Here is a 23,551-nt window from a genome sequence, read left to right as displayed (position 1 = left end):
CCGCGACGCCAAACGCTAACCACATGAGAACTTTTTCCTGCTTTTTGTACATCGGGACACATCCTTTCAATAAGTTTATTTTGAGTGATTCAACATGACGTACTAAGTACTTTCCCCACTTTGGATTAAAATACGCATAATTGGGTAAATAAAAGTGATAGTGTTGTGACAGCTTGTTACTTGAATACTTGAATTATTGTCAATTGTAGTGTATACTAGTACAATTAAGCGAGGTGAACGCAATGAAACTTAAACGGAAAGTACTTGCCTATATAACCAAAGGCGAAGAAGAAGACCGCCAACTTCTTGTGTTCAAGCATAGGGACTTCCCTGAAGCTGGACTCCAAGTTCCAGGTGGCACGATCGAGAGGGACGAACTACTGATCGATGCTTTATATCGTGAGATTGAGGAAGAATCCGGAATTCAACGCGATGAACTTGTATTATGTGGTAAACTTCATAAAACGAACTTTTTCCCAAAAGATAAAGATGAAGTACTCGAACGAAACGTTTTCCATTTCGACTATGTCGGAGATCACGAACGTGAATGGGATTATAAGGTGCATGGTGATGGCAAGGATGAAGGACTGGTGTTCCAATTCAAATGGATTCCTGTTGAAGATCTCCCAAAGCTTGCATCAAAGCAAGACCAGGCATTGGAGTTTATCGAATAAGATTGGGTGGTTGGCAACGAGCCTTGAGCTCGTTGCTTTTTTTGTGGAGTGTAGAGTGAATGAAGAGGCTTGCGGATGATTGGTATATTCTTGGAAACGAGCGGGTTGTCTCGAGGAACGAGCGGGTCAATCGCGGAAACGAGCGGGTTCTCTCCAGGAAACGGGCGGGTCAATCGCGGGATCGGGCGGGTTCTTTCACGGAACGGGCGGGTCAACCGTGGAAACGAGCGGGTCAATCGCGGAAACGGGCGGGTTCTCTCCTGGAACGGGCGGGTCAATCGCGGGATCGGGTGGGTTCTCTTCTGGAACGAGCGGGTCAATCGTGGAAACGAGCGGGTTCTTTCACGGAACGGGCGGGTCAATCGCGGAAACGGGCGGGTTCTTTCACGAAACGGGCAGGTCAACCGTGGAAACGAGCGGGTTCTTTCGCGGAACGGGCGGGTCAACCGCGGAAACGAGCGGGTTCTCTCCTGGAACGAGCGGGTCAACCTTGGAAACGGGCGGGTCAACCGTGGAAACGAGCGGGTTCTCTCCTGGAACGGGCGGGTCAACCGCGGAAACGAGCGGGTTCTCTCCTGGAACGAGCGGGTCGCACTCCAGAACGGGCGATTCCACTCCCGAAACGAGCAGGTTGGGTTCGTAATAGGATTTCACCCCACAAAAAAAACCCCGCACAGATCAGCGGAGTTTCAGTGGATTACCATGTACGATCTTGTTCGCGAAGCTTATCGAAGGGAACGTACATTTCGATGTGGCATGAAAGGTTTTCGAAGACAGCGGGTGCTTTCCCGCCATATTCCCCGTCCAAATTCACGAGGACTTCTTCTTCAGACGTCACTTTCACCGTCTGGGCTTTGCAAGAAATCACGAGAGGATCGTTTAAGTGCTCGCCTCGTACTGCAAGCGTCACGACGCGAATAAATTCTGCAATGTTACACTTTTTCAAGATAAGCAGCGTGAATTTCCCGTCGTTGATGCTCGATTGAGGTGCGAGTTTTTCAAAGCCCCCCACAGAATTCGTCAAGCCTACTAAAAAAAGCATGGCTTCATCGTCAAACACCTGATCATCATATTCGATCTTCACACGACTTGCATGAATGGATGGAAGCATTTCAATCCCTTTCAAGTAGTACGCGAGTTGACCGAGCATTGTCTTCAAACGACTTGGGACTTCATACGTCAGTTCCGTCATTCGACCGCCACCTGCAATGTTGATAAAGAATCGATCGTTCATCTTACCAACATCCACTGGAATTTTCTTGTCTTCTAAAATGATATCAAGTGCTTTGTGGATATCGCGTGGTATACGAAGTGCACGGGCGAAATCATTTGTCGTTCCCATGGGGATGAGACCAATCGGTGGACGCTCGTCGAACTCTGAAACACCCGCAACGACTTCGTTCAACGTTCCGTCTCCTCCAGCAGCAATGATTAAGTCAAAACCGCGGTCAACAGCCGCAGCCGCAGCTACGGTTGCATCGCCTTCACACGTTGTTGCGTGTGCAGATGCTTCGTAACCAGCCTGTTCAAGCCGCATGAGCACATCCGCTAAATTTTTGCGGAAGACTTCCCGTCCCGCAGTCGGATTATAAATTATACGAGCACGCTTCATACATCGTTTCCCTCTTTCTGTTCACTCAGCTCCAGGTGCACGAGCTTTTATTGAGCCTCTTGGACCACTGGCAAGAATGTAGTGCGAATGTCTTCGTAAACCGTCAGCCAATACTCCGGTTTCGTTGAATATTCAGCATGAATTTGTTCATACACCAATCGTTGCTTTTCTTCAAAATCTGGTGCATCTTTAGCAGGTATTTGTTGTTTCAATTCCATCACATGTTTTTGAATCGTTGACGCACGTGGACCCCATTTAGCAGCCACTTTGCCGTCTGCATCGAGTAGTAGATAGATAGGAATCGAGCGTCCCCCGTTTGTCAAATGGCGGTCAATGAGTTCTGTATCTTCATCCCGGTACACTGCTCGAACGTCTAAATCGGCTGCTTCAGCAATTCTTCGTAAAACTGGGTTGTTCATCATCGCGTCTCCACACCAATCCTCGGTAATCACGAGAATTCGTGGCTTCACTTCTTTTAAACGGGTGATGAATTCATCGTCTTTTGGCACATCAAACTTTTCATAAATTGAAAAACTGCTATCTTTCAGCTGCTTCATACGTTCCATATACTCATTCAGTGAAATCGCTCGTTCAAAATACTCCAATTCAGTAGCCAACGACCCTCACACTCCTTTTAGTGATGTAGCTGATCTAATATAAGTTCAGTTAAAACAGAAATGCAAAACAATCTTTTCCTAAGTGTACCTCTATCTACACATGGAAATCAATTTCCTTGCAATACTCACGAAAACGCCCTGTGTGGATAGCTTAAGCCAGTTCACAGGACGTTGTCGGATGTTCTACTTATCGCTTGCTGATTTCATCCAACAAGAGTTTGTTAACGAGCGGCGGGTTTGCCTGCCCTTTCGTTGCTTTCATCACTTGACCGACTAGGAATCCTACAGCACGGTCTTTTCCGTTCTTATAGTCCTCAATCGATTGCTCATTTGCATCCAAGATCTCACCGATCACTTTACGCAACGTGCCTTCGTCGGAAATTTGGACAAGTCCTTTTTCCTTTACGATTACTGCGGCATCGCCACCGTTTTCAGCAAGTTCTTTAAATACTTTCTTCGCGATTTTCGATGAAATCGTTCCATCTGAAATGAGTTTCACGAGGCTCGCAAGTCCTGCAGGAGTAATTGGTGTTTCTTTCAATTCTTTGCCTTCAGCATTTAAGTATTCTGATACTCCACCCATGAGCCAGTTCGATGCTAATTTAGCATCAGCTCCAGCTTTAACAGTTTCATCGAAGAAATCGGACATTTCTTTCGTCAAAGTCAACACGTGTGCATCGTATGCAGGTAAGTCAAGCTCATTTACATAACGATTTTTACGTGCATCGGGAAGTTCTGGAATTTCTGCACGCACGCGCTCAATCCAATCTTCGTCGATAACGATTTCCGGAAGATCTGGATCATTGATGAAGCGGTAGTCGTTCGCGCTTCCTTTAATACGCATCAGTACAGTTTGTCCTGTAGCTTCGTCATAACGACGTGTTTGCTGGACGATTTTCTCTCCTGAAAGCAACAATTTCTCTTGTCTCTCTACTTCGTTCGCAATTCCGCGACGCACAAAGTTGAACGAGTTCAAGTTTTTAAGCTCTGTTTTTGTACCAAATTCTTCTTGTCCAAATGGACGAAGTGAAATGTTGGCGTCACAACGGAGTGAGCCTTCTTCCATCCGTACGTCTGATACGCCTGTGTATTGAATAATTGCTTTCAATTTTTCAAGGAAAGCATACGCTTCGTTCGGAGTACGAATGTCCGCCTCAGTAACGATTTCGATGAGTGGTGTTCCTTGACGGTTTAGGTCAACGAGAGAATAACCGTTTTCAGAGTGCGTCAGTTTCCCTGCGTCTTCTTCCAAGTGTACACGCTCAATGCGGATTTTCTTTTTATAGCCATCTACTTCAATTTCAATCCAGCCGTTTGCGCCAACTGGGCGATCGTCTTGTGAAACTTGGTAGGCTTTTGGATTATCCGGATAGAAGTAGTGCTTGCGGTCGAAGTTCATGACACGTGCAACGTCACAGTTCAGTGCCATGGATGCTTTCATCCCGAAGTCGATTGCTTGTTTGTTCATCGTTGGCAAAGTGCCTGGATACGCAAGGTCAGTCGGGTGAATGTTCATGTTCGGTGCTGCGCCGAAGTGGGCAGGTGCCGGTGAAAAGATTTTCGTATCTGTTTTTAATTCTACGTGGACTTCAAGTCCGACAATCGTTTCGAAGTTCATAATCAGTTCCCCTCCCCAGCAGGCGGTGTCTGTTTGTGGAATTCTGTCGCTTGCTCATATGCATGCGCCACTTTATAGAGCATCGCTTCTTCGAAATGGTTTCCGATGATTTGCAAGCCGACTGGTAAGCCTTCTGCAAAGCCACACGGAACCGAGATTGCTGGAATACCAGCAAGGTTTACAGGTGTAGTTAGTAAGTCGTTTGCGTACAACGTAAGCGGATCTTTAATGGTCTCGCCAAGTTTGTATGCGTTCGTTGCACTCGTTGGTCCAACGATGACATCATATTCTTTAAAGACATTTTGGAAATCTTGAGCGATCAATGTACGCACTTTCTGCGCGCGCTCGTATAAGTCTTCGTGATGACCGGCACTCAGTGCATATGTTCCGTACAAGACACGTTTAAGGACTTCTTCTCCGAAGCCTTCAGAACGTGAACGCAAATAGATCTCGTTCAAGTTTTTAGCATCTGCCGGGTGGTAACCATAGCGAATACCGTCAAAACGAGCAAGGTTCGATGATGCTTCTGCAGAGGAGATCACGTAGTATGTTGGTGCTGCATAACGTGAGTAGTGCAAGTCCACTTCATCGACATGAGCTCCTAGAGATTCAAGAACACCAATCGCTTTTTGAACTGCTTCGCGAACTTCTGGCTGAACGCCTTCGCCTAAATAGCGTGCTGGAACTGCTATCTTCAAGCCTTTAATGTCTCCCGTTAATGCGTTACGGAAATCTGGAACTGGCTTTTCAGATGCTGAAGCATCACGGTAGTCAGCTCCCGCAATTGCGCTAAGTAGCATTGCGTTATCTTCAACCGTTGTTGTAATGGGTCCGATTTGGTCCAAAGAGGATCCGAATGCAACAAGACCCGAACGTGATACTCGACCGTATGTAGGTTTCATACCCACGACACCACAAAATGCGGCTGGCTGACGGACAGATCCACCTGTATCTGAACCAAGGGAGAAAAGAACTTCTCCAGCAGCGACTGCCGCTGCAGAACCGCCTGAGGATCCACCCGGTACACGGTCCAAGTTCCAAGGATTACGAGTAATTTGGAACGCAGAGTGCTCTGTTGTTGAGCCCATTGCGAATTCGTCCATGTTGAGCTTTCCGACTACTACCATCCCGCTATCCTTCACACGTTCTGTAGCTGTACCTTCATAGACAGGTACGAAGTTTTCCAACATTTTACTTGCACATGTTGTTTTAATGCCTTGCGTGATGATGTTATCTTTAATACCAATTGGCATGCCGAATAGGCTACCGCGCTTTTCATCAGGAAGGTTGTCCAACTGTTCGGCAGCAGCAAGGGCTTCTGGTCCAGTCACAGTTAGGAAGGCCTGAATGGTTTTATCTTTTTCTTCAATCGTTTGCAGTGTAGCTTCAGTTAGTTCTTTAACCGATAGTTCACGACTATGTAAAAGAGACTGAAGTTCAGACGCAGTTTTGTTTACTACCATAAGTCAATTCCTCCTCTATACAGGTCAATCTAGGATGTTCGGTACTTTAATAAGACCATCTTCGTGGTCTTCTACACTCTTCAACATCTCATCACGATCGAGGATGTCTTCAGGTGTGTCTTCGCGCAACACATTCACAATTGCTAGCGGATGTGTCATCGGTTCCACATTAGTCGTATCGAGTTCTTTTAGTCGATCGGAAAACTCGAGTAGTGTGTCCAAACGAGTCGCGAACTTCTCTGCTTCAGCGTCTGGCATATCAATCCGTGCGAAATTCGCATAATACTGGATATCCTCTTTAGTAAAATTGGACATGGTCTCTCCTCCTGGCTTTTGTACAATACGATTAATCATAACACCTTAGACAGATGATGAAAAGTTCCTATTATTAATATGAGTAGATGTGAACAGTTGGTTCCTTTTCCCCCGGCTTTTTCATAATTAATGACTCAGGGCCGTTATTGGAGGTAATGCTCACTTCGACTTCAATATCAGGATAGTATTTCAGCACTAATGACGTCATATATTGCGTCAACGCAACGACTTCATTTTTACCATAAAACTGGATTGGAACATTGATTTTGAGCGATTTGAGATTGTTGTCGCTGTAAAACGCCGTTCCTACAATACTAACAAAACCAGGGAAATAGTCGTTCACGTCTTCCTTCAACTTTTCAAATGTCAGATTCGCGTCGCGATAATTATTGTCGTTCGATGTCGCGGGAAGTAGGACGAAATCTTCGTTCACTTCTTTCCAGCCCGATGGTGAATCTTTACCTTTATCAACAACTGTGGTCGCAAAGTATGTCCCAGGTACAATTGAACTGCGGGGTTCCTGTTTGTATAGACCAATCATAATCGGTACATCACCGACACCCTCGATTTTGCGCATCCGCTTAACGATAGTTTCTGCCATTTTAATCCCTTGCTGTTGAATCATCTTGTCTGAAATTTTTGATTCCGTCGCATCTCGCTGATAGAAAACGGAGTTCATAGCAAGACCGATTGAAATGCCCGCTAACCCCACTTTTTTATCACCCGTTTTCACGTAGTAGTTCTGCTCGACGATATGCGCCAAATAGACTGGCGCTTTCTCGCTAATGTCTTGAGGGGTCATCTTATCGTTGATAGGCGGGTTCAATCCTTCATCAAACTTAGAGCTTCTTGATAGCCAACGGATTGCAGTTTTTTCATCGATGAATTGTCCTTCTTGGAAAAAGTGATCTTTTGGATCGAACTTTTTTGACGATAATCGAAGGAGCCCCTCCTCAACCTCGCCAATATCATACTTACTATATACTTGGTTAACAATTAATCCTCGACTTGCACTCTTTTTAAACGGCAGTAACGTTCGGTAGTATTGCTCATTCAGCTGTACTTCAGGAATGAGTACTGTCTCTTGTTCGATGTCTTCGTTTTCTTGAATGACTTCATCTTCTTCCGGTCCGATTGACGGGATACACCCGCCAAGGAACAGAACAGAAGCGATTACCGGTATTGTGAATAACCTTTTCATCTAATTGTTTACTCCTTTACTTCCAGCACTTCAATGAGCTTCGATTCGTCCCATACGTCAATGCCGAGCTCTTCCGCTTTCGCAAGCTTAGATCCTGCGTCTTCTCCTGCGATCACGAGGTCAGTCTTTTTGCTGACACTCCCGCTCACTTCACCGCCAAGCGCTTCAATCTTTTCTTTCGCTTCGCCACGTGTCAAAATCGATAGCTTTCCTGTTAAGACAACCTTTTTGCCAACGAACGGACCCTCATCAGGGATTTCTTGCTGGGTGCGTCCTTTGTATTGCATGTTGACGCCGTAGTCTTTTAATTTCTGGATGACTTCTAGCACGTCGTCATTGGAAAAGTACGTTTCAATCGCATCGGTTACTTTTTCTCCGATTTCATGGATTGCAAGCAACTGTTCCTGTTCTGCAGCCATTAATACATCTAATGAGCCGAATTCACGGGAAAGTAAAGTTGCTGCTTTTTCCCCGACATGTCGAATACCAAATCCGAATAGAAGTTTTTCTAATGAATTTTCTTTTGAAGCAGCAATGGCCGATACAAGATTGGATGCTGATTTCTCCCCCATCCGTTCAAGTTCTAGCAACTGTTCTTCTGTTAATCCGTACAAATCCGAAAAATCTTTGACGAGCTCTGCTGTATAAAGCTGATCGACAACACGTTCCCCAATACCTTCTATGTTCATCGCATTACGAGAGACAAAGTGAATAAGCGCTTCTTTTAACTGCGCTGGACATTGAGGATTCACGCAGCGTAACGCGACTTCCCCTTCAATGCGTACGAGTTCTGAATCGCAAACCGGACAGTTTTCCGGCATGTCAAACGGCTCTTCACTCCCCGTCCGTCTATCGACAAGTGGTGCTATGACTTCTGGAATGATATCGCCTGCTTTTCGAATCGTTACGTAATCTCCAATTCGGATGTCTTTTTCATGGATCAAGTCTTCGTTATGAAGCGACGCACGCCCGACTGTCGTTCCTGCAACACGTACAGGTTCCAAAATCGCAGTTGGTGTAACTGTTCCTGTTCGACCGACACTCAGTTCGATGTCGAGCAGTTTGGTCACGACTTCTTCTGCTGGAAACTTATAAGCAGTTGCCCAACGCGGACTTTTCGCGGTGTAGCCCAGCTGTTCCTGGTCTTCAAAACGATCGACTTTAATGACAATGCCGTCTATTTCATAATCGAGGTCGGCGCGTTTGTCTCCCCAGCTATTGACGTATTCGATGACTTCTTCAATTGACTCGCATCGCTTGCGTTCATGATTCGTCACAAGCTCAAGTTTGTCGAGATAGTCGAGTGCTTCTGAGTGTGTTGCCTGACCATATGCTTCACCGTCTCCACCAATCCCGTATAAGAAGACTGCAAGATTCCGGCTCCCCGCAATCTTTGGATCGAGTTGACGCAACGAGCCAGCAGCCGCATTTCGAGGATTCGCAAATGGTTCATCGCCTGCTTCGTCACGGGCTTCGTTAAGACGTACAAACGACTTTTTTGGCATATAGGCTTCACCGCGTACTTCGATCTTGATCGGCTCACTTAGTTTTAGTGGAATAGAACGAATCGTTTTCAAGTTGGCCGTGATGTCTTCTCCGACAGATCCGTCACCACGAGTAGCACCTTGAACAAATCGACCGTTTTCATATTTCAATGAGACTGCAAGTCCATCTATTTTCAACTCACAAATATAGGACACCTTATCGCCGACCGCATCTCGGACTCGGCGGTCAAATTCGCGAATGTCTTCTTCGTTAAACACATTAGACAAACTGAGCATTGGATAGTCGTGTTCGACTTTAGCAAAGCCTTCAAGCACACTTCCACCTACTCGCTGGGTAGGAGAATCCGGATAAATCAAATCGGGATTCTCCGCCTCAATTGCAAGCAGTTCCTGCATCAGTTTGTCATACTCCGCGTCTGAAGCAACCGGTTTGTCGAGCACATAATACGCTCGTCCATACTCGGTGAGCAGCTTATTCAATTCCAACACGCGTTGTTCGAGCTCGTTGCGATTGTTCACATTGCGTTCCTCCTCTTACACTTTTTCAATCGGTGCAAATTTCGCAAGCAATCGTTTAATGCCGACTTCTGGGAAGGCGATGTCGAGTTCAACGTCATCCGCTGAACCTTTGACACTAACAACCGTACCTGTACCCCATTTTTTGTGAGCGGCTTTGTCACCTGCTGACCATCCTAGCTTTTCCCCACCCGTCGTTTCGTAGACAGGCTTTTTCACAGCAGGACGCTTTGGTTCGTCGAAGCGAGATCCGCCAACAGAGAACCCACCCGAAGCGTTCTCTAGTTCGATCACTTCATCAGAGATTTCGCTGATAAAACGAGATGGATTATTGTAACTGAATTTACCGTATAGCATTCGGCTCGAGGCTGAAGACATAAATAATTTTTGTTCTGCACGCGTAATTGCTACATATGCAAGACGTCTTTCTTCTTCCATTTCCTCGTCATTTCCAATCGAACGGGCATGCGGGAAAATATTTTCTTCCATACCAATAACAAATACGACTGGGAACTCAAGACCTTTTGCAGAGTGTGTCGTCATTAAGACGATTTTTTCTGTCGATTGGTTCTCTTCTTTATCGAGAGAGTCGATATCTGCAATCAGTGCCAGATCCGTTAAGAATGCTACTAGTGATTTGTCGCCTTCGTCATCTTCTGCACGTTTTTCAAATGCTTCTGTGACGGATAAAAACTCATCGATATTCTCAAGACGGCTTTCCGATTCAATCGTTTTTTCGCGTTCAAGCATCGCTCGGTATCCGGTTTTATCCAACACTTGCTCGGTCAGTTCTTTGACAGACAAAAACTCTTGCATCTGTGTGAAGTTTTGAATCAGGTCCCGGAACTTTGCGGATTCAACAGCTGCTTTTTTCGTCAGACCCATGAAGTCCAACTCTTGCATTGCATCGAAAATGGACCGATCGTTTTCAATCGCGAATGTTGCCATACGTTCAAACGAAGTCGCACCAATACTGCGTTTCGGTTCGTTGATGATTCGTGCAAGTGCGAGGTCATCGTCGTTATTCGCGATAAGTCGCAAGTATGCGAGTAAGTCTTTGATTTCTTTCCGATCGTAGAACTTCGTACCGCCGACAATTGTATATTCTAGATTCGACTTCACTAAGTATTCCTCAATCATCCGAGATTGTGCGTTTGTCCGGTACAAGACCGCAAACTGATCGAGTGAATAGCCCTCTTCTTGCTGTAACTCAATGATTTTGCGGACAACATATTGGGACTCATCTTTCTCGTCGGTTGCTTTATAAACGGTGATAGAATCCCCTTGATCGTTCTCTGTCCGAAGTCGTTTATCGTAACGGCTTTCGTTATTTTTAATGACGTCGTTTGCTGCTTGTAAAATGTTTTGAGTCGAGCGATAGTTCTGTTCCAGTAAAATGACTTCAGCGTCTTTATAGTCTTTTTCAAACGACAAAATGTTGCCGATATCGGCGCCACGCCATTTGTAGATCGACTGGTCGGAATCACCAACGACACAAATATTACGGAATTTCTCCGCTAACATTTGAACGAGTCGATATTGCGCGTGGTTAGTATCCTGATATTCGTCGACATGGATGTACTGGAACTTGTCTTGATAAAACTCAAGCACATCTGGAACTTGCTCGAATAATCTCAATGTCAGCATGATCAAATCGTCAAAATCGAGAGACTGATTTTTACGCAGTTTTTTCGTATAGCCATCGAAAACGTCTGCGATGACCCGGTCGTATGGATTCGATTCGTTTACGCCTGCCCGGTATTCTTTTGCATCGATGCATTCGTTTTTCGCAGAACTGATAATGTTGAGTAACGTTCTTGGATCATATTGCTTTGGGTCTAAGTTTTGTTCTTTCAGGACTGATTTAATGGCAGATAGCTGATCGGAGGAGTCCAAAATGGAGAAGGTTTTGGAAAAGCCAATCCGGTCGATGTTGCGACGCAAAATCCGCACGCACATCGAGTGGAATGTGGAGACCCACATCCGATCACCTGATCCTTCACCGAGTAACCCATCGATTCGGTTCCGCATTTCCCGTGATGCTTTGTTTGTAAAGGTAATCGCAAGAATTTTAGATGGATAAACGTTTTTTTCAATGACCAAATAAGCAATCCGGTGAGTAAGTACGCGTGTTTTACCGGATCCTGCACCCGCCATAATGAGCAAAGGACCTTCTGTTTTCTTCACGGCTTGCGCCTGTTCAGGATTCATGCCCGTCAGTAAATCTTGTGCGAGTTCTTTCATAATTTATAACCGCCTTTTAGGAACGTTTGTTCTTTTAGTATACACGAAATCACTTCGGACTGGTAACTCCTTTTACCGCATCCACTGTTGCAAGTGCTTTCTTCAAATCATCATAGATGACGTTGCCAATCACGACTGTATGAGCAATTGCCGCCATTTCAGCTGCTTGTTCTGCAGTACGGATACCGCCGCCATAGACAAGCCGGGTTTCATCCAACACAGACGCAGCAGCACTGACGATTTTCGGATCACCGTACATTCCGCTATATTCCAAGTAAAAAATCGGTAGCTTGAATAAATGCTCCGCCATCCGTGCGTATCCGACGACATCGTCTTGTGTAGGAATTTCGGTTGCACCGGTCAATTGGGCTGCTTTACAATCCGGGTTCATAATACAATAGCCTTCTGTTGCAACCTCTTCCCATTTCATCATGTGACCGAATTCCTTCAATGCCTCCAGATGGATGCCGTTCATCCACTTCACGTCTTTTGCATTCAATACAGTCGGTATGAAGTAATAGTCAAATCCAAATGTAACTGCATCTACGTCAGAAACTTCGAGTGCAAGTGGCACTGCATAACGACGCAATCGTGAAAGTAGATCGAGTACACCTTCTAGAGTGATATTGTCGGTTCCTCCGATGATTAATCCATCCGTTCCTGACTCTGCGAGTTGCTCAAGCGCTTCGCCTGAAATTTCTTTTGCGGGATCTAATTTAAAGGCATGACGCCAAGTTCTAACATCCATTTTCAGTCACCTGCTTTTTCGTAATTACGTTCCTTACAGTATAGCAAAAAATACGCTCTGGTTCTCGTTGACACTCGTACAAATGAAAAAACCGGACAGCCTGTAGCTGTTACCGGTTTATCAAGCTAGTTATCTTCAGATTGTGACTCTTGTTTTTCGTTTAAACGGTCGACAATTAAGTTGTATCCACCTGTACCGTAATCGACACATCGACGTATTCTGGAGATGGTTGCGGTACTCGCACCTGTTTCACTTTGAATTTTGTCATACGTATGCTTTTTTTTCAGCATGACTGCCACGTCAAGACGTTGTGCAAGAGATTGAACTTCTCCAATTGTGCACAGATCATCGAAGAACGCATAGCATTCATCCAAATCTTTCAACTCTAATATTGCGCGAAACAACTGATCGGTCTGTTCGCCTTTTATTTTTTCTAGCATAGGAAACTACCTCCATCCTTAAGGGGTATAGGTCGTCGTGTTACCAATCTCTTGTTCATGAACGATATGGATCCACGTCTGACCCGGTACTAATTTTGCAGGTACCCCGTTCTGTACAGGTGTAATCACGCCATCGATTTGTTCCCACTCGAGTGTAAGCGCGACGCCATTCTGAAACAAAATAGCAGGTCCTCCTTTTGTTAGATCCAACGATTGTCTTCCTTCTGCGTCAATTGTTGTATAAGGGGCTTCCATGACGAAGATATTCGCAGGTGTGACTTTTTTGTCGTCTGCTTTGTCTGTCGTAATGATCCCATTGACGGAACGTTCATACGTTTTAGTTTCTGGGTCAAATGTATAGGTACTTGTGAAATTCGGGTCTGGGTGACCGACAACAATTGTCGATGCAATCTCTCCTAGTTTAGCACTATCAGCATCCGGATGGAACGAAAGCGTTGGGACTTCCCTAATTTCAGTGTCTATTGATAAATCCTCCATGGCTTGTTCAATATGCTCTTTTGAAATGTATGAGTTATGTGGCGCTTTCCGTTCATTGGACCGTACAAAATAGGATCCGTCATACTGCATTCCATTGATGTTATCCACAATACCTGCGTTCAACAACGCATGCGCATCTGGACTGTACCCATGTGCGATGTAAAACGCATCAAGTCCTTGTGCAATTTCAATGAAATAATCACGAGCGCTTCGGATTGGTCCGATTTCTTCAGGGAGTTGGCTTTGATAGAGCGCAAGCAGACGGGTGATATTCCCTTCTGCAAACACTTCATAAACGACATCCGCCTGACTTAACCCGGATTGCGGACGCGCAAGTGGGTGATTATTGACAGTCGCAAGAATTGGCCGTAGATCTGCTGATTCTACTGCCATTCCCGAAAACGGAGCGGTTGGTTGAGCGACAGTCTCTACAGTCTCTAATGATTCTCCTGCTTCGACTTCTGTTTGTGGCAGCTCATCTTTATCCTTTGAACAGCCAACGAGTAAAACCTGTCCAACGAGTAATGTCGTAAAAAGTACTTTCGTTACATTCATAGTGGCTCTCCTATCGTTCTGTCATGGGTATTAGAACTTTATCTCTCATTACATCTAAAACGCCAAGCTGTGTTACCCGTACATATGGCAAATGGGTGGACTGTAGGAAAAGTAAGCTGTAAACAGCGTCTCCTTTTTCGTAACCTCTGTCTCGTAAAGCTTGTTTGAATACACGTTCATGTTCTCGCAACGTTTCGATGGGTTGATCGGACAGACTCCCTCCTATTGATAGTGGCAATTCGCAAACAATCCCATCATTTTCAGCAAGAACGATTCCTCCACCTAGCTTTTTCAGATGGCGGAACGCAAGAAGCATTTCGTTCTTGTCCTTCCCGATTAAAATAATGTCTCCCGTGTTGGAATACGAAGAAGCGAGACCTTGCACGGAGCGTGCGAATCCTTTAATGATCGTATTCACTCGCCACTTCCCATTACGGTCAATGAGCGCAAGGAACGACTCATCATGATCTCCTTCCAATTGCTCAGCAGACAAATTGACAGTTGTCACATACGGCTTCGTAATGACATCATTCAGCATATCGATCCCGGTTGGTTCCGTTGCAGTTAACTCTTCTAACGCGAGATCGAATTCAGGTGCGAAATCCGGGAATATTGACCAGTCTGCTTTGTTGAATTTGATACACGCTTGTCCATCACGCTTCAACCAGATCCCTTTAGATAACACGTCCGAAGGGTTTGGTTTTCCGATGTCGGATAAAAAGTTCAGTGTTGCAAATCGCCCCGGTGCTATTACACTATGTAATTCGTCGATATCGTAGTACCTTGCGATGTTATATGACGCCATTTGGTAAGCATCAATCGGATCCACTCCGACTTCTAGTGCAATACGAATGCATTTATCCATCACACCATCCTCGTGGAACAGTGGCGGGGAGCCGTCCGTCGTCATCATAAGGTGATCGAACACATCGAGTCCTTTTTCGAGAATGCCTTCGAGCAACGGTTTCAAATCTGGTCGAATGGAAGATTCGCGGAGTGTCACGGCATAGCCTTGCAGCAACCGCAACTCCACTTCATCCGCTGTCATCGATTCATGATCCCCATTCACACCAAGCAGTCTCATTCGAGCAAGTGTGCGTTCAGATGCCCCTGGCAAATGCCCTTCGACTTTAATACCGAGCTGTTTCGCTTTTTGGAGCGACGCGGTCATGACAGGATCGCCTTTTAACAAACGTGGCCATCCTGTTAGCTCGCCACCCATAAGCACGTCGTCGCGCTTTAGCCATTCAGCAACTTTTTCTGGGGCAAAGATTTCGGCTTCGTTCTGCAAATCCGTTTGCGAATCCATGCGTGCCCACCAGTAGAATGAAAACGGTAAATCTTTCAATTGGTCGAGTAACGTGAATGCTTGCTGTGGGTCAATCGACATGAGCAACATTAAGTTGTCTGATAAAAACGTTGTTGTCCCATGTTGCGCAGCAAATTGAGCGAACGTTTCTGGGTTATACAATTGAAATGGATGCACGTGCGGTTCTATGTATCCCGGGACAATCCATTTTCCAGTCGCGTCGAACAGTTCAGCGCCTTCTGCCATTGTTGGCATACGCTCACCTGTGTAGAGAATCCGACCGTGTTTGACCCAGATCGTACCAGTTTTCCATTGTTTTAAGACAGAATGTAAGTACGTTGCATTCGTGATGATTAAATCCGGTGCTTCTTTTCCGTCAATAACGGCAAGTTGAGAAGCAATTTCTTCCGCATTCCACATTCAGATCGTCTCCTTTATCATCATTGCTACATTTATCCTACCATAGCTTGGAAAGTGTGAATAGATAGTGAATGAAGGAACTCACGCTGTCCGTAGCGAAAAATTAGAGTTAAGAACTTTTAGGAGTGTGATTTCATTGACTGAACGTTTAACATTTGATGCAGATACGGCAACCGAATACGATCGAGGAATCCGACGGACATTGCCGACCTATGATGGGCTCGTCCGGCTTTCAAATACAGCTCTTCGCATGCGTGCAGGAGAGAATGCCAAAGTTCTGGTGATTGGGGCAGGTGGGGGCAACGAATTACTGGAGTTTGCAGAACACAATCCGACGTGGACGTTTACTGCGGTGGACCCCTCTGAACCGATGCTGAAAGAAGCACGTGCAAAAGTGGAAGGTCAATTTGGAACGAATCGCGTGGACTATGTCGTGGGAAGTACAGAGGATGTGTCTGAAGAGAATATATTTGGCGCAGCGTCGTGTTTGCTCGTGTTGCATTTCATAGATAGCGTCGAGGAGAAATTAACGTTACTTCAGGAGGTTCGGTTGAGAATGAAAACCGGTGCACCATTTGTGATTGCCTCTATGGCAGGTGATCGGAATAATCCGACCTTCGATGAATTATTCGGTCTATGGCGGCAGAGTTGGGTTGATCGATCTTCGATGTCAGAAGCACAAGTTTTGGAGATGGAGAAAACGGTGCGTGCGTTGTCGTTTGTTCCTGGCGATGAGATAGAAGGACTATTGCGGGAAGCTGGATTCGGCCACATCACACAATTTTTCCAAACGACATTTTTTAGCGGCTGGATGTGTGTAGCGGTTTGAGGCAAGAGATGATTGCAGGAGAGTAAGTTGAGGTTTAGGAGCACTTTCTTGTAGAGGTACGCACTTTCTGTGGTTTATGAGCACTTTTCATGCTTTATGAGCAATTACCTGATTTTATGAGCACTTTTCATGCTTTATGAGCACTTTTCTGGTTTTATGATCACTTTTCATGCTTTATGAGCAATTACCTGGTTTTATGATCACTTTTCATGCTTTATGAGCACTTCTCTGGTTTTATGATCACTTTTCATGCTTTATGAGCACTTTCCTGATTTTATGATCACTTTTCATGCTTTATGAGCACTTTCCTGATTTTATGATCACTTTTCATGCTTTATGAGCATTTCTCTGGTTTTATGATCACTTTCCATGCTTTATGATCACTTTCTATGATTTATGAGCAATTTCACAGAGTTATCATGACTCCCTATAATTTATGAGCACTTCTAACACTTTGCACCCATGAATCTCCTTGTTATAACGAATCCAACGTTCACATCCCAAGCATTCCTCGCGAATAAAATTCTTCTTTTCCGGTTAGGCTAAGCACACTATATGCGTGACCGAAAAGGAGTGGATTGGGATGACAGAAAGCAAGAAACCGGAGATGCCGCCGTTTATGAAATCAATATCTGAAACACTGCCCTCCTCTTTTGACGTCTTGCACGTGCCCCTTACACTCGATGACGCGCAGGTCCATCTCCTCTATATGAAAACTGTTGTGGATGGCTTAAGCCTGCAACAATCTATCATTAAACCCTTTTATGAACTGGACGATGAACAAAAATTTGGTGCTTACATACAAAGTCTCCCGAATCGATTGGATCCTCCTCCACCCGATGAATTACTTATCATGCTCACTTCAGGGTTTGTACTCGTCTATGCGGATTCCACCTACAGTATTCTCGAAATAAGAAAGTTAGGAAATACATTACAAGGACCTACAATTGCTGAAACAACCATTCACGGTCCCCAACTCTCACTCAGTGAAGATTTAGAAACGAATGTTAGCATCGTCAGGCAACATTACCATCAGCCCAATCTTTATGTAGAAACCCAACAATTAAATGATAAAAGCAATATGTCAATAGCGCTTCTTTATGACGAAAAAGAAGTGAACGTGGATGTACTTCGTCGAGTTAAAGAGAAGCTGGATAACTTGGACGAGCCTCTCATCCAATCAGCAGGTGAACTTGCTGTTCGGCTAACTAGTAGACGTTTCACACTATTTCCTACTTCAATTCTTACGGAACGTCCTGATCGAATCGTTTATAACTTAACAGGCGGGAAGATCATATTACTCGTTGACAACTCTCCCTATGCCATTGTATTACCTGTAATCTTTTTCGATTTCATGGTTTCGATGGAGGAAAACTATCATACGTATTTGATTTCTCTTTACAACACATTGCTCGGTTGGTTTGGACTACTTAATTGTTTACTACTGCCCAGTATGTATGTAGCGTTCACCGCCTATTCACCGGAGGTATTACGTACCGAACTTACCTTGACCATGGCAGGAAGTAGAATCGGTGTTCCATATCCTTCCTTCATGGAAGTCATCATCATGCTATTCTTTGTAGAACTACTCACAGAGGCCAGTGTGCGGCTTCCTAGATCCATAAACGCAGCTGCTACGACAGTAGGTGGCTTGATTTTAGGAACCGCTGCAACAGAAGCCTCGCTCGCCTCCAATGTTCTCATCATGATCATTGCGATCGTTGCGATTTCTACATTTGTTATTCCTATGAATGAACTTGGATTCGCAGTCAGAATTGGGCGATTGGTACTGATTCTACTTACTACATTATTTGGGTTAGTTGGACTTATTTCCGGTTCGCTTTTACTCATTATCCACCTTACAAACCAAGACAGCTTTGGCGAACCCTATTTAAGAATCGGATGGCGCAGTAAGCGGAGTGAAAAGATGGTGAATAGCGAGTGAGTCGTTTTTTATATTATTTAATCTTCACAAGTATGATGGCAATTATTACGACACCAGTTCCACGTATTTTGCTGGGGCAATCTGCTGACGGCGCTATCGGCTCTATGTTGATAGGGACTGCGGCTGGAATTCTGTTTACCTACATCACTGTAAAGTTTTTCATTCAATTTCCAGGAAGGGACCTGATTGAGCTTTTACAGGCGTATACCTCTTCCTGGGTACGTATTCCAGTGACGATTTACTTCGCACTCATTTGGTTTGTTGCAGGGGTTATTACTCTCGTCATGACCGTATTTTTACTTATTACGTTCCTAACTCCAGAAATGTCTATCTATACAATTACCTTATCCATATTAGTTACTGTATTCTTTGGTGTTTTACTCAAATCTAAAAGTGTTTTGTTTACCTTAGAAATCGTTTTTATTCTTATGATTCCAATAGGAGTTATCATGTTTCTTAAGCTCTATTCCAGCAGTGAGTTGGACTGGGACCAAGTCAGTTTATCAATCATGTACATTAATCAAATGCCCAAATACCTCTCTTTGGTTGCAACTTTCTTCACGTTTTTGGGGTGTAGCAATCTCATTATCTTTAACCGGTACTTTAAGGAGAAACAGAAGGTCTCAACCCTCTCCCTCGTAGCTATTGGTGCATTTGGAGTGCTCATGTTGGTTACATCCTATTTCATTCCTATTGGTCTTTCCGGTTTCGACCAAATTGATCAATTCATCTTTCCATGGACTTCTTCTGCAGACGCCGTACGTATGAAATTCGGAATCGTAGAACGTGTCGTATTCATTTTCATGTTTCTTTTCGTGACAATAGCCTTTGTCAGCATCATTATTCATTGGCACGTTTCTTACAAATTAATTTTAAGTGTTTACCGATTGAAATCATTACAGGTTAAGCAACAGAATTTCACACCATTTTTGGTTGTACTGGTTTTTTCAATAATTGGCCTATGGTTAACTGTACAGCTCACACAATATGAGCTCTATCAATACACAAAATATTACTATTACACAATCCCAATATTTGTAGCCGTTTTCTTTTTTACTATGTTGGCTATTAAGAGAGGGGCCTCTCAATGAGTACAAAATGGCTAAAGATTATTTTTCTTTCCATTCTTTTAATCACTCTCACATCCTCAATTTCTGGATGCGCATACAAAGGTGTGGATAAGCGTTCATTCGTAGTTGGTATCGGTGTCGATCCCCCGAAAGATCCTGGTAATAAGTTTAGAGTTACTCTAAAAATTGCGAAACCCATTGCTTCTTTAAAATCCTCTACAGAAAATGAATATGCTTATTTGGTGCATGAGAGCGAATCCATAGCCCAAACCATTCGTTTTCTGGAAACACAAGACGATAAAGTGATGGATTTCAGTCAAACAAAAATCCTTGCACTAAGCGAAGACGTGCTGCACGGAGATTTATTTTCATTAATGGATTACTTCGTTCGAAGAGGCGACCTTCAACTCGTTCTCTATGTGTTAGTAGCCAAACCCAACGCGGAAGATGTGTTAAGAGTGCAGCCACCACTTGAGTCTGCTGGAGAAAATGCACTTTATAATTACTTTGATAGAACAGGGATTGAGAGCCCATTTGTTACGACGACTTTTTTGTTTGAATTCCGTCGTGACTACGATACAAAAGGACAGAGCTCCGTACTTCCGATTGTGGAAGCAAATGAAGAAGGAGACAAGTTCACGGTGAACCACTCCATTGTTTTAAAGAATAGTGTAGAACCAGTCACACTAACACCAACAGACACGAAATTATACAATTCGCTCATGCGAGAAGCAGCAGGTTATGGATATACAATTGATAATGAAGGCTATAAATTTACGCTTTCTATGGATCGCGTAAAAATGAAATTGAAAATTCATGTTAAGGATGGTGAGAAACCTCGAGCTATAGTTTCGATTAAAGCCGTAGGGGTTATTAGCGAATCCAACAAGTTATTAAAACTTAAAGAACTTGATTATTACAGCAAATTGTCCGGTGAACAGTTTAGTGAACAAGTGAAGGATTTATTTATTCATCTCCAGGAGAAGAATGTAGATCCCTTTGGTTTTGGTTTAAAATACCGGGCTACACGTCTAAACACTAAAGATACATTAGACAATTGGAAAGAAATTTACCCAGAGCTTGAATTTGATGTCAAAGTAGACATGCAGCTAAAATCAGTAGGTGCAATGGAATAAAAAAAGGTTCCGGCGTATATACCGGAACCTTTTTCATTGTTGTAAATACTATTATGCTAATCCGATTCTCTTGAAGATCAGGTCGATCTTCTGTAAATGATAGTTGTAGTCAAAACACTCATCAATTTCTTCATCACTTAAATGGCTCGTAATTGTTGAGTTGCCTTTGACTAACTCTTTAAACGAACGTTGCTCATCCCAAGACTGTGCAGTCAAAGGTTGCACCGTATCATAAGCAGATTCCCGAGACATCCCTTTATCAATCAAAGACAACAACACGCGTTGCGAGTAAATCAAGCCGTGCGTGCGATCCATGTTACGTTTCATATTTTCAGGATAAACCGTTAAGTTCTTCATGATATTTCCAAAACGATTCAACATATAATTTAATGCAATTGTCGCATCCGGCAAGATGACTCGTTCTGCGGATGAATGAGAAATATCCCGCTCGTGCCATAGTGGTACATTTTCATAAGCAGTCATCATATATCCTCGAATGAGACGTGAGAGTCCCGCCATATTTTCCGATCCAATTGGATTGCGTTTGTGAGGCATTGCCGAAGAACCTTTTTGTCCTTTGGCAAAGAACTCCTCGACTTCACGAGTTTCAGACTTTTGAAGACCACGTACTTCAACAGCAAACTTTTCAATCGATGTCGCAATCAATGCCAATGTCGAAAGGTACTGCGCATGACGATCACGCTGTAGCGTTTGTGTGGAAACAGGTGCTGGAGTCAGCCCTAACTTCTCACATACATACTGTTCTACAAATGGATCGACGTTCGCATAGGTACCCACTGCCCCAGAAATTTTACCAGCCTGAACAGATGCTGCTGCCGCGTCGAATCGCTCCAGGTTACGCTTCATCTCTTCATGCCATAGTGCAAGTTTCAGTCCGAATGTTGTTGGCTCCGCATGCACACCATGTGTACGCCCCATCATTACCGTGTATTTATGAGCTTTTGCTTTTTCAACAAGAATATCGATGAATCTCACAAGATCTGCTCGTAAAATCTGATTGGCTTGAAGCAATAGATAGGAAAGTGCAGTATCTACAACATCAGTTGATGTAAGTCCATAATGGACCCATTTACGTTCCTCACCAAGCGTTTCAGAAACCGCACGCGTGAAGGCTACAACGTCATGACGTGTTTCTTTTTCAATTTCAAGAATTCGCTCCACAGAAAAGCCTGCGTTCTGTCGGATTTTCTCTACATCTTCTTTAGGAACATCTCCAAGTTCAGCCCATGCTTCACTCGCTAAAATCTCAACTTCCAGCCACGCATTGTATTTATTTTCATCCGTCCATATTGCTCCCATTTCAGGGCGTGTATAGCGTTCGATCATCGTCTAGTTCCTCCTTGGATCCCTCAGCTCATTCACTATCTGCCAGTACACCTTTCAACTGGATCATCTGCCGAATCGGCACATACTTGCCGTCACGTTCTTCGAATAGCGGTTCTTCCTTACGTCCAGCAGGTACATAACCTGCTGCTTTCATACGGTCTATACAATCTGAGATCGTTTCATGCTCTTCAACTTGAAACCATACTGTTTTTCGTTGGCTCATTTAAACAACTTCCCTCTTTTAACAGACTTGACCCAGAATCCTCCTCGAATTGTCTTCGGTTCATAGGAGATAATAAAGGCTTTCGGATCAAGTTCAGCAATCGTAGTATAAAGTTTGAGCTCATATTTACGTGGGGTCAATATCTGCATGGCAGAACGATTCCCCCCTAATCCATGTGCTGCCCAATCTGTTACACCATACCCTTTAGAGCGTAATATCGATGCCAGCTCTTTATTAAGCTCATCTGTAATAACATTAACGGTGATATAGCCAAGTGCCATTTTCTCTTCAATTTTTGTTCCAACCACTACACCCGAACCAAAACCGAGTGCGTAGGCAACTAAGTTCTGTATTTGATCTAGACTGTCTAATACAAGCCCAAGTCCCACTACGTAAACTACCACTTCAATCATACTAACGAGGGCTGCAAAATAGCGATATCCTTTTAACGTTAAAATCATTCGCATGGTAGAAAAAGTTACATAAACAATATTAATCACAAAGATAATCAAAACCATTACCCAAGGATTCATGTGGCACCCCTCCATTCTACATGTTACATGGTACAGGGGAAACGTTGTGATTACAAGTGAATTCCATGCAATCTTATGTTTAACCAATTGCTGAGTACGGTAGTTAAGTTGTGTTTATTTATTTAAAACTTGAAGTAAAATTACTGTGACCTGAAACTGTTCTTGATGGATGCTCATAAACACTGGATTCCGCTCATAAACTCCGCATTGTGATCATAAACACTGGATTATGCTCATAAACTTCGGATTGTGATCATAAACTCAGATTTCCGCTCATAAACTCCTTATTGTGATCATAAACACTGGATTCTGCTCATAAACTTCGGATTGTGATCATAAACTCGGATTTTCGCTCATAAACTCCTAATTCTGATCATAAACACTGGATTCTGCTCATAAACTTTAGATTGTGATCATAAACCCTGGTTTTCACTAATATCTCTCAGTACCTAATCGTATTTCCACCGACGTAACCCAACATCTACAATAAGTTTCTCCCAAAAGGACACCAGCCAGTCAACCAGCCTTTAACACTTAGATTAGAATTAACTACAACAAAAAAGCGAGCCAAGGAATGAACTCCTTGGCTCGCTTTACAATTTGCCCGGCAACGTCCTACTCTCACAGGGGGAAGCCCCCTACTACCATCGGCGCTGAAGAACTTAACTTCCGTGTTCGGTATGGGAACGGGTGTGACCTCTTCGCCATCATTACCAGACAAATTGAGCTTGTT

21 protein-coding genes and 1 rRNA gene are annotated in these 23,551 nt (G+C 44.0%); 6 read left to right on the top strand and 16 right to left on the bottom strand.

Annotated features, from left to right (window positions below; all coding sequences use genetic code 11):
* The first annotated feature begins 242 nt into the window (after window positions 1-242).
* Entirely contained in the window at window positions 243-674 is a 432-nt protein-coding gene (locus M3197_RS13515; protein ID WP_025785338.1) for an NUDIX hydrolase, read from the top strand.
* Between the two features lie 79 nt (window positions 675-753).
* Window positions 754-1,317, top strand: coding sequence for a hypothetical protein (locus M3197_RS13510; RefSeq protein WP_251662112.1), 564 nt, complete (start codon window positions 754-756; stop codon window positions 1,315-1,317).
* Window positions 1,318-1,371: 54 nt separating this feature from the next.
* Here M3197_RS13510 and M3197_RS13505 read toward each other — a convergent pair whose 3' ends face one another.
* The 12 genes from M3197_RS13505 to M3197_RS13450 form a co-directional block, all read right to left on the bottom strand.
* Window positions 1,372-2,286 (bottom strand): diacylglycerol kinase, encoded by a 915-nt coding sequence (locus tag M3197_RS13505; RefSeq protein WP_251662111.1) that lies wholly within the window; start codon window positions 2,284-2,286, stop codon window positions 1,372-1,374.
* Between the two features lie 47 nt (window positions 2,287-2,333).
* On the bottom strand, window positions 2,334-2,903 hold the full coding sequence (locus M3197_RS13500) for a thioredoxin family protein (protein WP_251662110.1): 570 nt from the start codon (window positions 2,901-2,903) through the stop codon (window positions 2,334-2,336).
* Window positions 2,904-3,090: 187 nt separating this feature from the next.
* On the bottom strand, window positions 3,091-4,521 hold the full coding sequence (gatB, locus tag M3197_RS13495) for an Asp-tRNA(Asn)/Glu-tRNA(Gln) amidotransferase subunit GatB (protein WP_251662109.1): 1,431 nt from the start codon (window positions 4,519-4,521) through the stop codon (window positions 3,091-3,093).
* Window positions 4,522-4,523: 2 nt separating this feature from the next.
* Window positions 4,524-5,984: an Asp-tRNA(Asn)/Glu-tRNA(Gln) amidotransferase subunit GatA gene (gatA, locus tag M3197_RS13490; RefSeq protein ID WP_251662108.1), complete on the bottom strand. Its 1,461-nt coding sequence runs from the start codon at window positions 5,982-5,984 to the stop codon at window positions 4,524-4,526.
* Window positions 5,985-6,008: 24 nt separating this feature from the next.
* Window positions 6,009-6,299 (bottom strand): Asp-tRNA(Asn)/Glu-tRNA(Gln) amidotransferase subunit GatC, encoded by a 291-nt coding sequence (gene gatC / locus M3197_RS13485; protein WP_251662107.1) that lies wholly within the window; start codon window positions 6,297-6,299, stop codon window positions 6,009-6,011.
* 73 nt (window positions 6,300-6,372) lie between these two features.
* Window positions 6,373-7,500 carry a CamS family sex pheromone protein gene (locus tag M3197_RS13480; protein ID WP_251662106.1) on the bottom strand — a complete coding sequence of 376 codons (1,128 nt, stop codon included), beginning with the start codon at window positions 7,498-7,500 and terminating at the stop codon, window positions 6,373-6,375.
* Between the two features lie 8 nt (window positions 7,501-7,508).
* Window positions 7,509-9,524, bottom strand: coding sequence for an NAD-dependent DNA ligase LigA (gene ligA, locus M3197_RS13475; RefSeq protein WP_251662105.1), 2,016 nt, complete (start codon window positions 9,522-9,524; stop codon window positions 7,509-7,511).
* Window positions 9,525-9,539: 15 nt separating this feature from the next.
* Complete coding sequence (gene pcrA / locus M3197_RS13470; RefSeq protein WP_251662104.1) at window positions 9,540-11,765, bottom strand: DNA helicase PcrA; 2,226 nt, start codon at window positions 11,763-11,765, stop codon at window positions 9,540-9,542.
* A gap of 49 nt (window positions 11,766-11,814) precedes the next feature.
* Window positions 11,815-12,513: a heptaprenylglyceryl phosphate synthase gene (gene pcrB, locus M3197_RS13465; protein WP_251662103.1), complete on the bottom strand. Its 699-nt coding sequence runs from the start codon at window positions 12,511-12,513 to the stop codon at window positions 11,815-11,817.
* Window positions 12,514-12,638: 125 nt separating this feature from the next.
* The gene (locus tag M3197_RS13460) at window positions 12,639-12,953 is read right to left on the bottom strand and encodes a YerC/YecD family TrpR-related protein (protein ID WP_251662102.1); all 315 of its coding nucleotides are present in this window, start codon (window positions 12,951-12,953) and stop codon (window positions 12,639-12,641) included.
* 18 nt (window positions 12,954-12,971) lie between these two features.
* Complete coding sequence (locus M3197_RS13455; protein ID WP_251662101.1) at window positions 12,972-14,006, bottom strand: DUF3048 domain-containing protein; 1,035 nt, start codon at window positions 14,004-14,006, stop codon at window positions 12,972-12,974.
* A 10-nt stretch (window positions 14,007-14,016) separates the two neighbouring features.
* Window positions 14,017-15,735 carry an adenine deaminase C-terminal domain-containing protein gene (locus M3197_RS13450; protein ID WP_251662100.1) on the bottom strand — a complete coding sequence of 573 codons (1,719 nt, stop codon included), beginning with the start codon at window positions 15,733-15,735 and terminating at the stop codon, window positions 14,017-14,019.
* Window positions 15,736-15,871: 136 nt separating this feature from the next.
* Here M3197_RS13450 and M3197_RS13445 point away from each other — a divergent pair, with 136 nt between their 5' ends.
* The 4 genes from M3197_RS13445 to M3197_RS13430 all read left to right on the top strand — a co-directional run bounded on the left by M3197_RS13445 (window position 15,872) and on the right by M3197_RS13430 (window position 20,715).
* On the top strand, window positions 15,872-16,564 hold the full coding sequence (locus M3197_RS13445; RefSeq protein WP_251662099.1) for a class I SAM-dependent methyltransferase: 693 nt from the start codon (window positions 15,872-15,874) through the stop codon (window positions 16,562-16,564).
* A 583-nt stretch (window positions 16,565-17,147) separates the two neighbouring features.
* On the top strand, window positions 17,148-18,509 hold the full coding sequence (locus M3197_RS13440; protein WP_251662098.1) for a spore germination protein: 1,362 nt from the start codon (window positions 17,148-17,150) through the stop codon (window positions 18,507-18,509).
* The gene (locus M3197_RS13435) at window positions 18,506-19,600 is read left to right on the top strand and encodes a GerAB/ArcD/ProY family transporter (protein ID WP_251662097.1); all 1,095 of its coding nucleotides are present in this window, start codon (window positions 18,506-18,508) and stop codon (window positions 19,598-19,600) included. The genes M3197_RS13440 and M3197_RS13435 overlap by 4 nt, the downstream gene beginning before the upstream one ends.
* Window positions 19,597-20,715, top strand: a complete 1,119-nt coding sequence (locus tag M3197_RS13430) for a Ger(x)C family spore germination protein (protein WP_251662096.1) — start codon at window positions 19,597-19,599, stop codon at window positions 20,713-20,715. The genes M3197_RS13435 and M3197_RS13430 overlap by 4 nt, the downstream gene beginning before the upstream one ends.
* 51 nt (window positions 20,716-20,766) lie before the next feature.
* Here M3197_RS13430 and purB read toward each other — a convergent pair whose 3' ends face one another.
* From purB to rrf, 4 genes are all read right to left on the bottom strand, one after another.
* Complete coding sequence (gene purB / locus M3197_RS13425) at window positions 20,767-22,062, bottom strand: adenylosuccinate lyase (protein ID WP_251662095.1); 1,296 nt, start codon at window positions 22,060-22,062, stop codon at window positions 20,767-20,769.
* 28 nt (window positions 22,063-22,090) lie between these two features.
* Window positions 22,091-22,285, bottom strand: coding sequence for an NETI motif-containing protein (locus M3197_RS13420; RefSeq protein ID WP_025785320.1), 195 nt, complete (start codon window positions 22,283-22,285; stop codon window positions 22,091-22,093).
* Window positions 22,282-22,818, bottom strand: a complete 537-nt coding sequence (locus M3197_RS13415) for a DUF2179 domain-containing protein (protein WP_251662094.1) — start codon at window positions 22,816-22,818, stop codon at window positions 22,282-22,284. The genes M3197_RS13420 and M3197_RS13415 overlap by 4 nt, the downstream gene beginning before the upstream one ends.
* Before the next feature lie 602 nt (window positions 22,819-23,420).
* Window positions 23,421-23,536 (bottom strand): 5S ribosomal RNA (gene rrf / locus M3197_RS13410).
* Between the last annotated feature and the right edge of the window lie 15 nt (window positions 23,537-23,551).

Origin of the sequence: Sporosarcina aquimarina (assembly GCF_023715615.1) — a bacterium.
Classification (GTDB): Bacteria; Bacillota; Bacilli; order Bacillales_A; family Planococcaceae; genus Sporosarcina; species Sporosarcina aquimarina_A.
The sequence above is the reverse complement of the archived record's forward strand: the minus strand, read 5'-3'. Positions and strand labels throughout refer to the sequence as shown.

What these genes read in the sequence shown, in the direction of transcription:
- M3197_RS13515 (WP_025785338.1), top strand. Translation starts at nt 243, where the DNA reads ATGAAACTTAAACGGAAAGTACTTGCCTATATAACCAAAGGCGAAGAA.
- M3197_RS13505 (WP_251662111.1), bottom strand. Translation starts at nt 2,286, where the DNA reads ATGAAGCGTGCTCGTATAATTTATAATCCGACTGCGGGACGGGAAGTC.
- gatB (WP_251662109.1), bottom strand. Translation starts at nt 4,521, where the DNA reads ATGAACTTCGAAACGATTGTCGGACTTGAAGTCCACGTAGAATTAAAA.
- gatA (WP_251662108.1), bottom strand. Translation starts at nt 5,984, where the DNA reads ATGGTAGTAAACAAAACTGCGTCTGAACTTCAGTCTCTTTTACATAGT.
- gatC (WP_251662107.1), bottom strand. Translation starts at nt 6,299, where the DNA reads ATGTCCAATTTTACTAAAGAGGATATCCAGTATTATGCGAATTTCGCA.
- M3197_RS13480 (WP_251662106.1), bottom strand. Translation starts at nt 7,500, where the DNA reads ATGAAAAGGTTATTCACAATACCGGTAATCGCTTCTGTTCTGTTCCTT.
- pcrA (WP_251662104.1), bottom strand. Translation starts at nt 11,765, where the DNA reads ATGAAAGAACTCGCACAAGATTTACTGACGGGCATGAATCCTGAACAG.
- pcrB (WP_251662103.1), bottom strand. Translation starts at nt 12,513, where the DNA reads ATGGATGTTAGAACTTGGCGTCATGCCTTTAAATTAGATCCCGCAAAA.
- M3197_RS13460 (WP_251662102.1), bottom strand. Translation starts at nt 12,953, where the DNA reads ATGCTAGAAAAAATAAAAGGCGAACAGACCGATCAGTTGTTTCGCGCA.
- M3197_RS13455 (WP_251662101.1), bottom strand. Translation starts at nt 14,006, where the DNA reads ATGAATGTAACGAAAGTACTTTTTACGACATTACTCGTTGGACAGGTT.
- M3197_RS13450 (WP_251662100.1), bottom strand. Translation starts at nt 15,735, where the DNA reads ATGTGGAATGCGGAAGAAATTGCTTCTCAACTTGCCGTTATTGACGGA.
- M3197_RS13440 (WP_251662098.1), top strand. Translation starts at nt 17,148, where the DNA reads ATGACAGAAAGCAAGAAACCGGAGATGCCGCCGTTTATGAAATCAATA.
- M3197_RS13430 (WP_251662096.1), top strand. Translation starts at nt 19,597, where the DNA reads ATGAGTACAAAATGGCTAAAGATTATTTTTCTTTCCATTCTTTTAATC.
- purB (WP_251662095.1), bottom strand. Translation starts at nt 22,062, where the DNA reads ATGATCGAACGCTATACACGCCCTGAAATGGGAGCAATATGGACGGAT.
- M3197_RS13420 (WP_025785320.1), bottom strand. Translation starts at nt 22,285, where the DNA reads ATGAGCCAACGAAAAACAGTATGGTTTCAAGTTGAAGAGCATGAAACG.
- M3197_RS13415 (WP_251662094.1), bottom strand. Translation starts at nt 22,818, where the DNA reads ATGAATCCTTGGGTAATGGTTTTGATTATCTTTGTGATTAATATTGTT.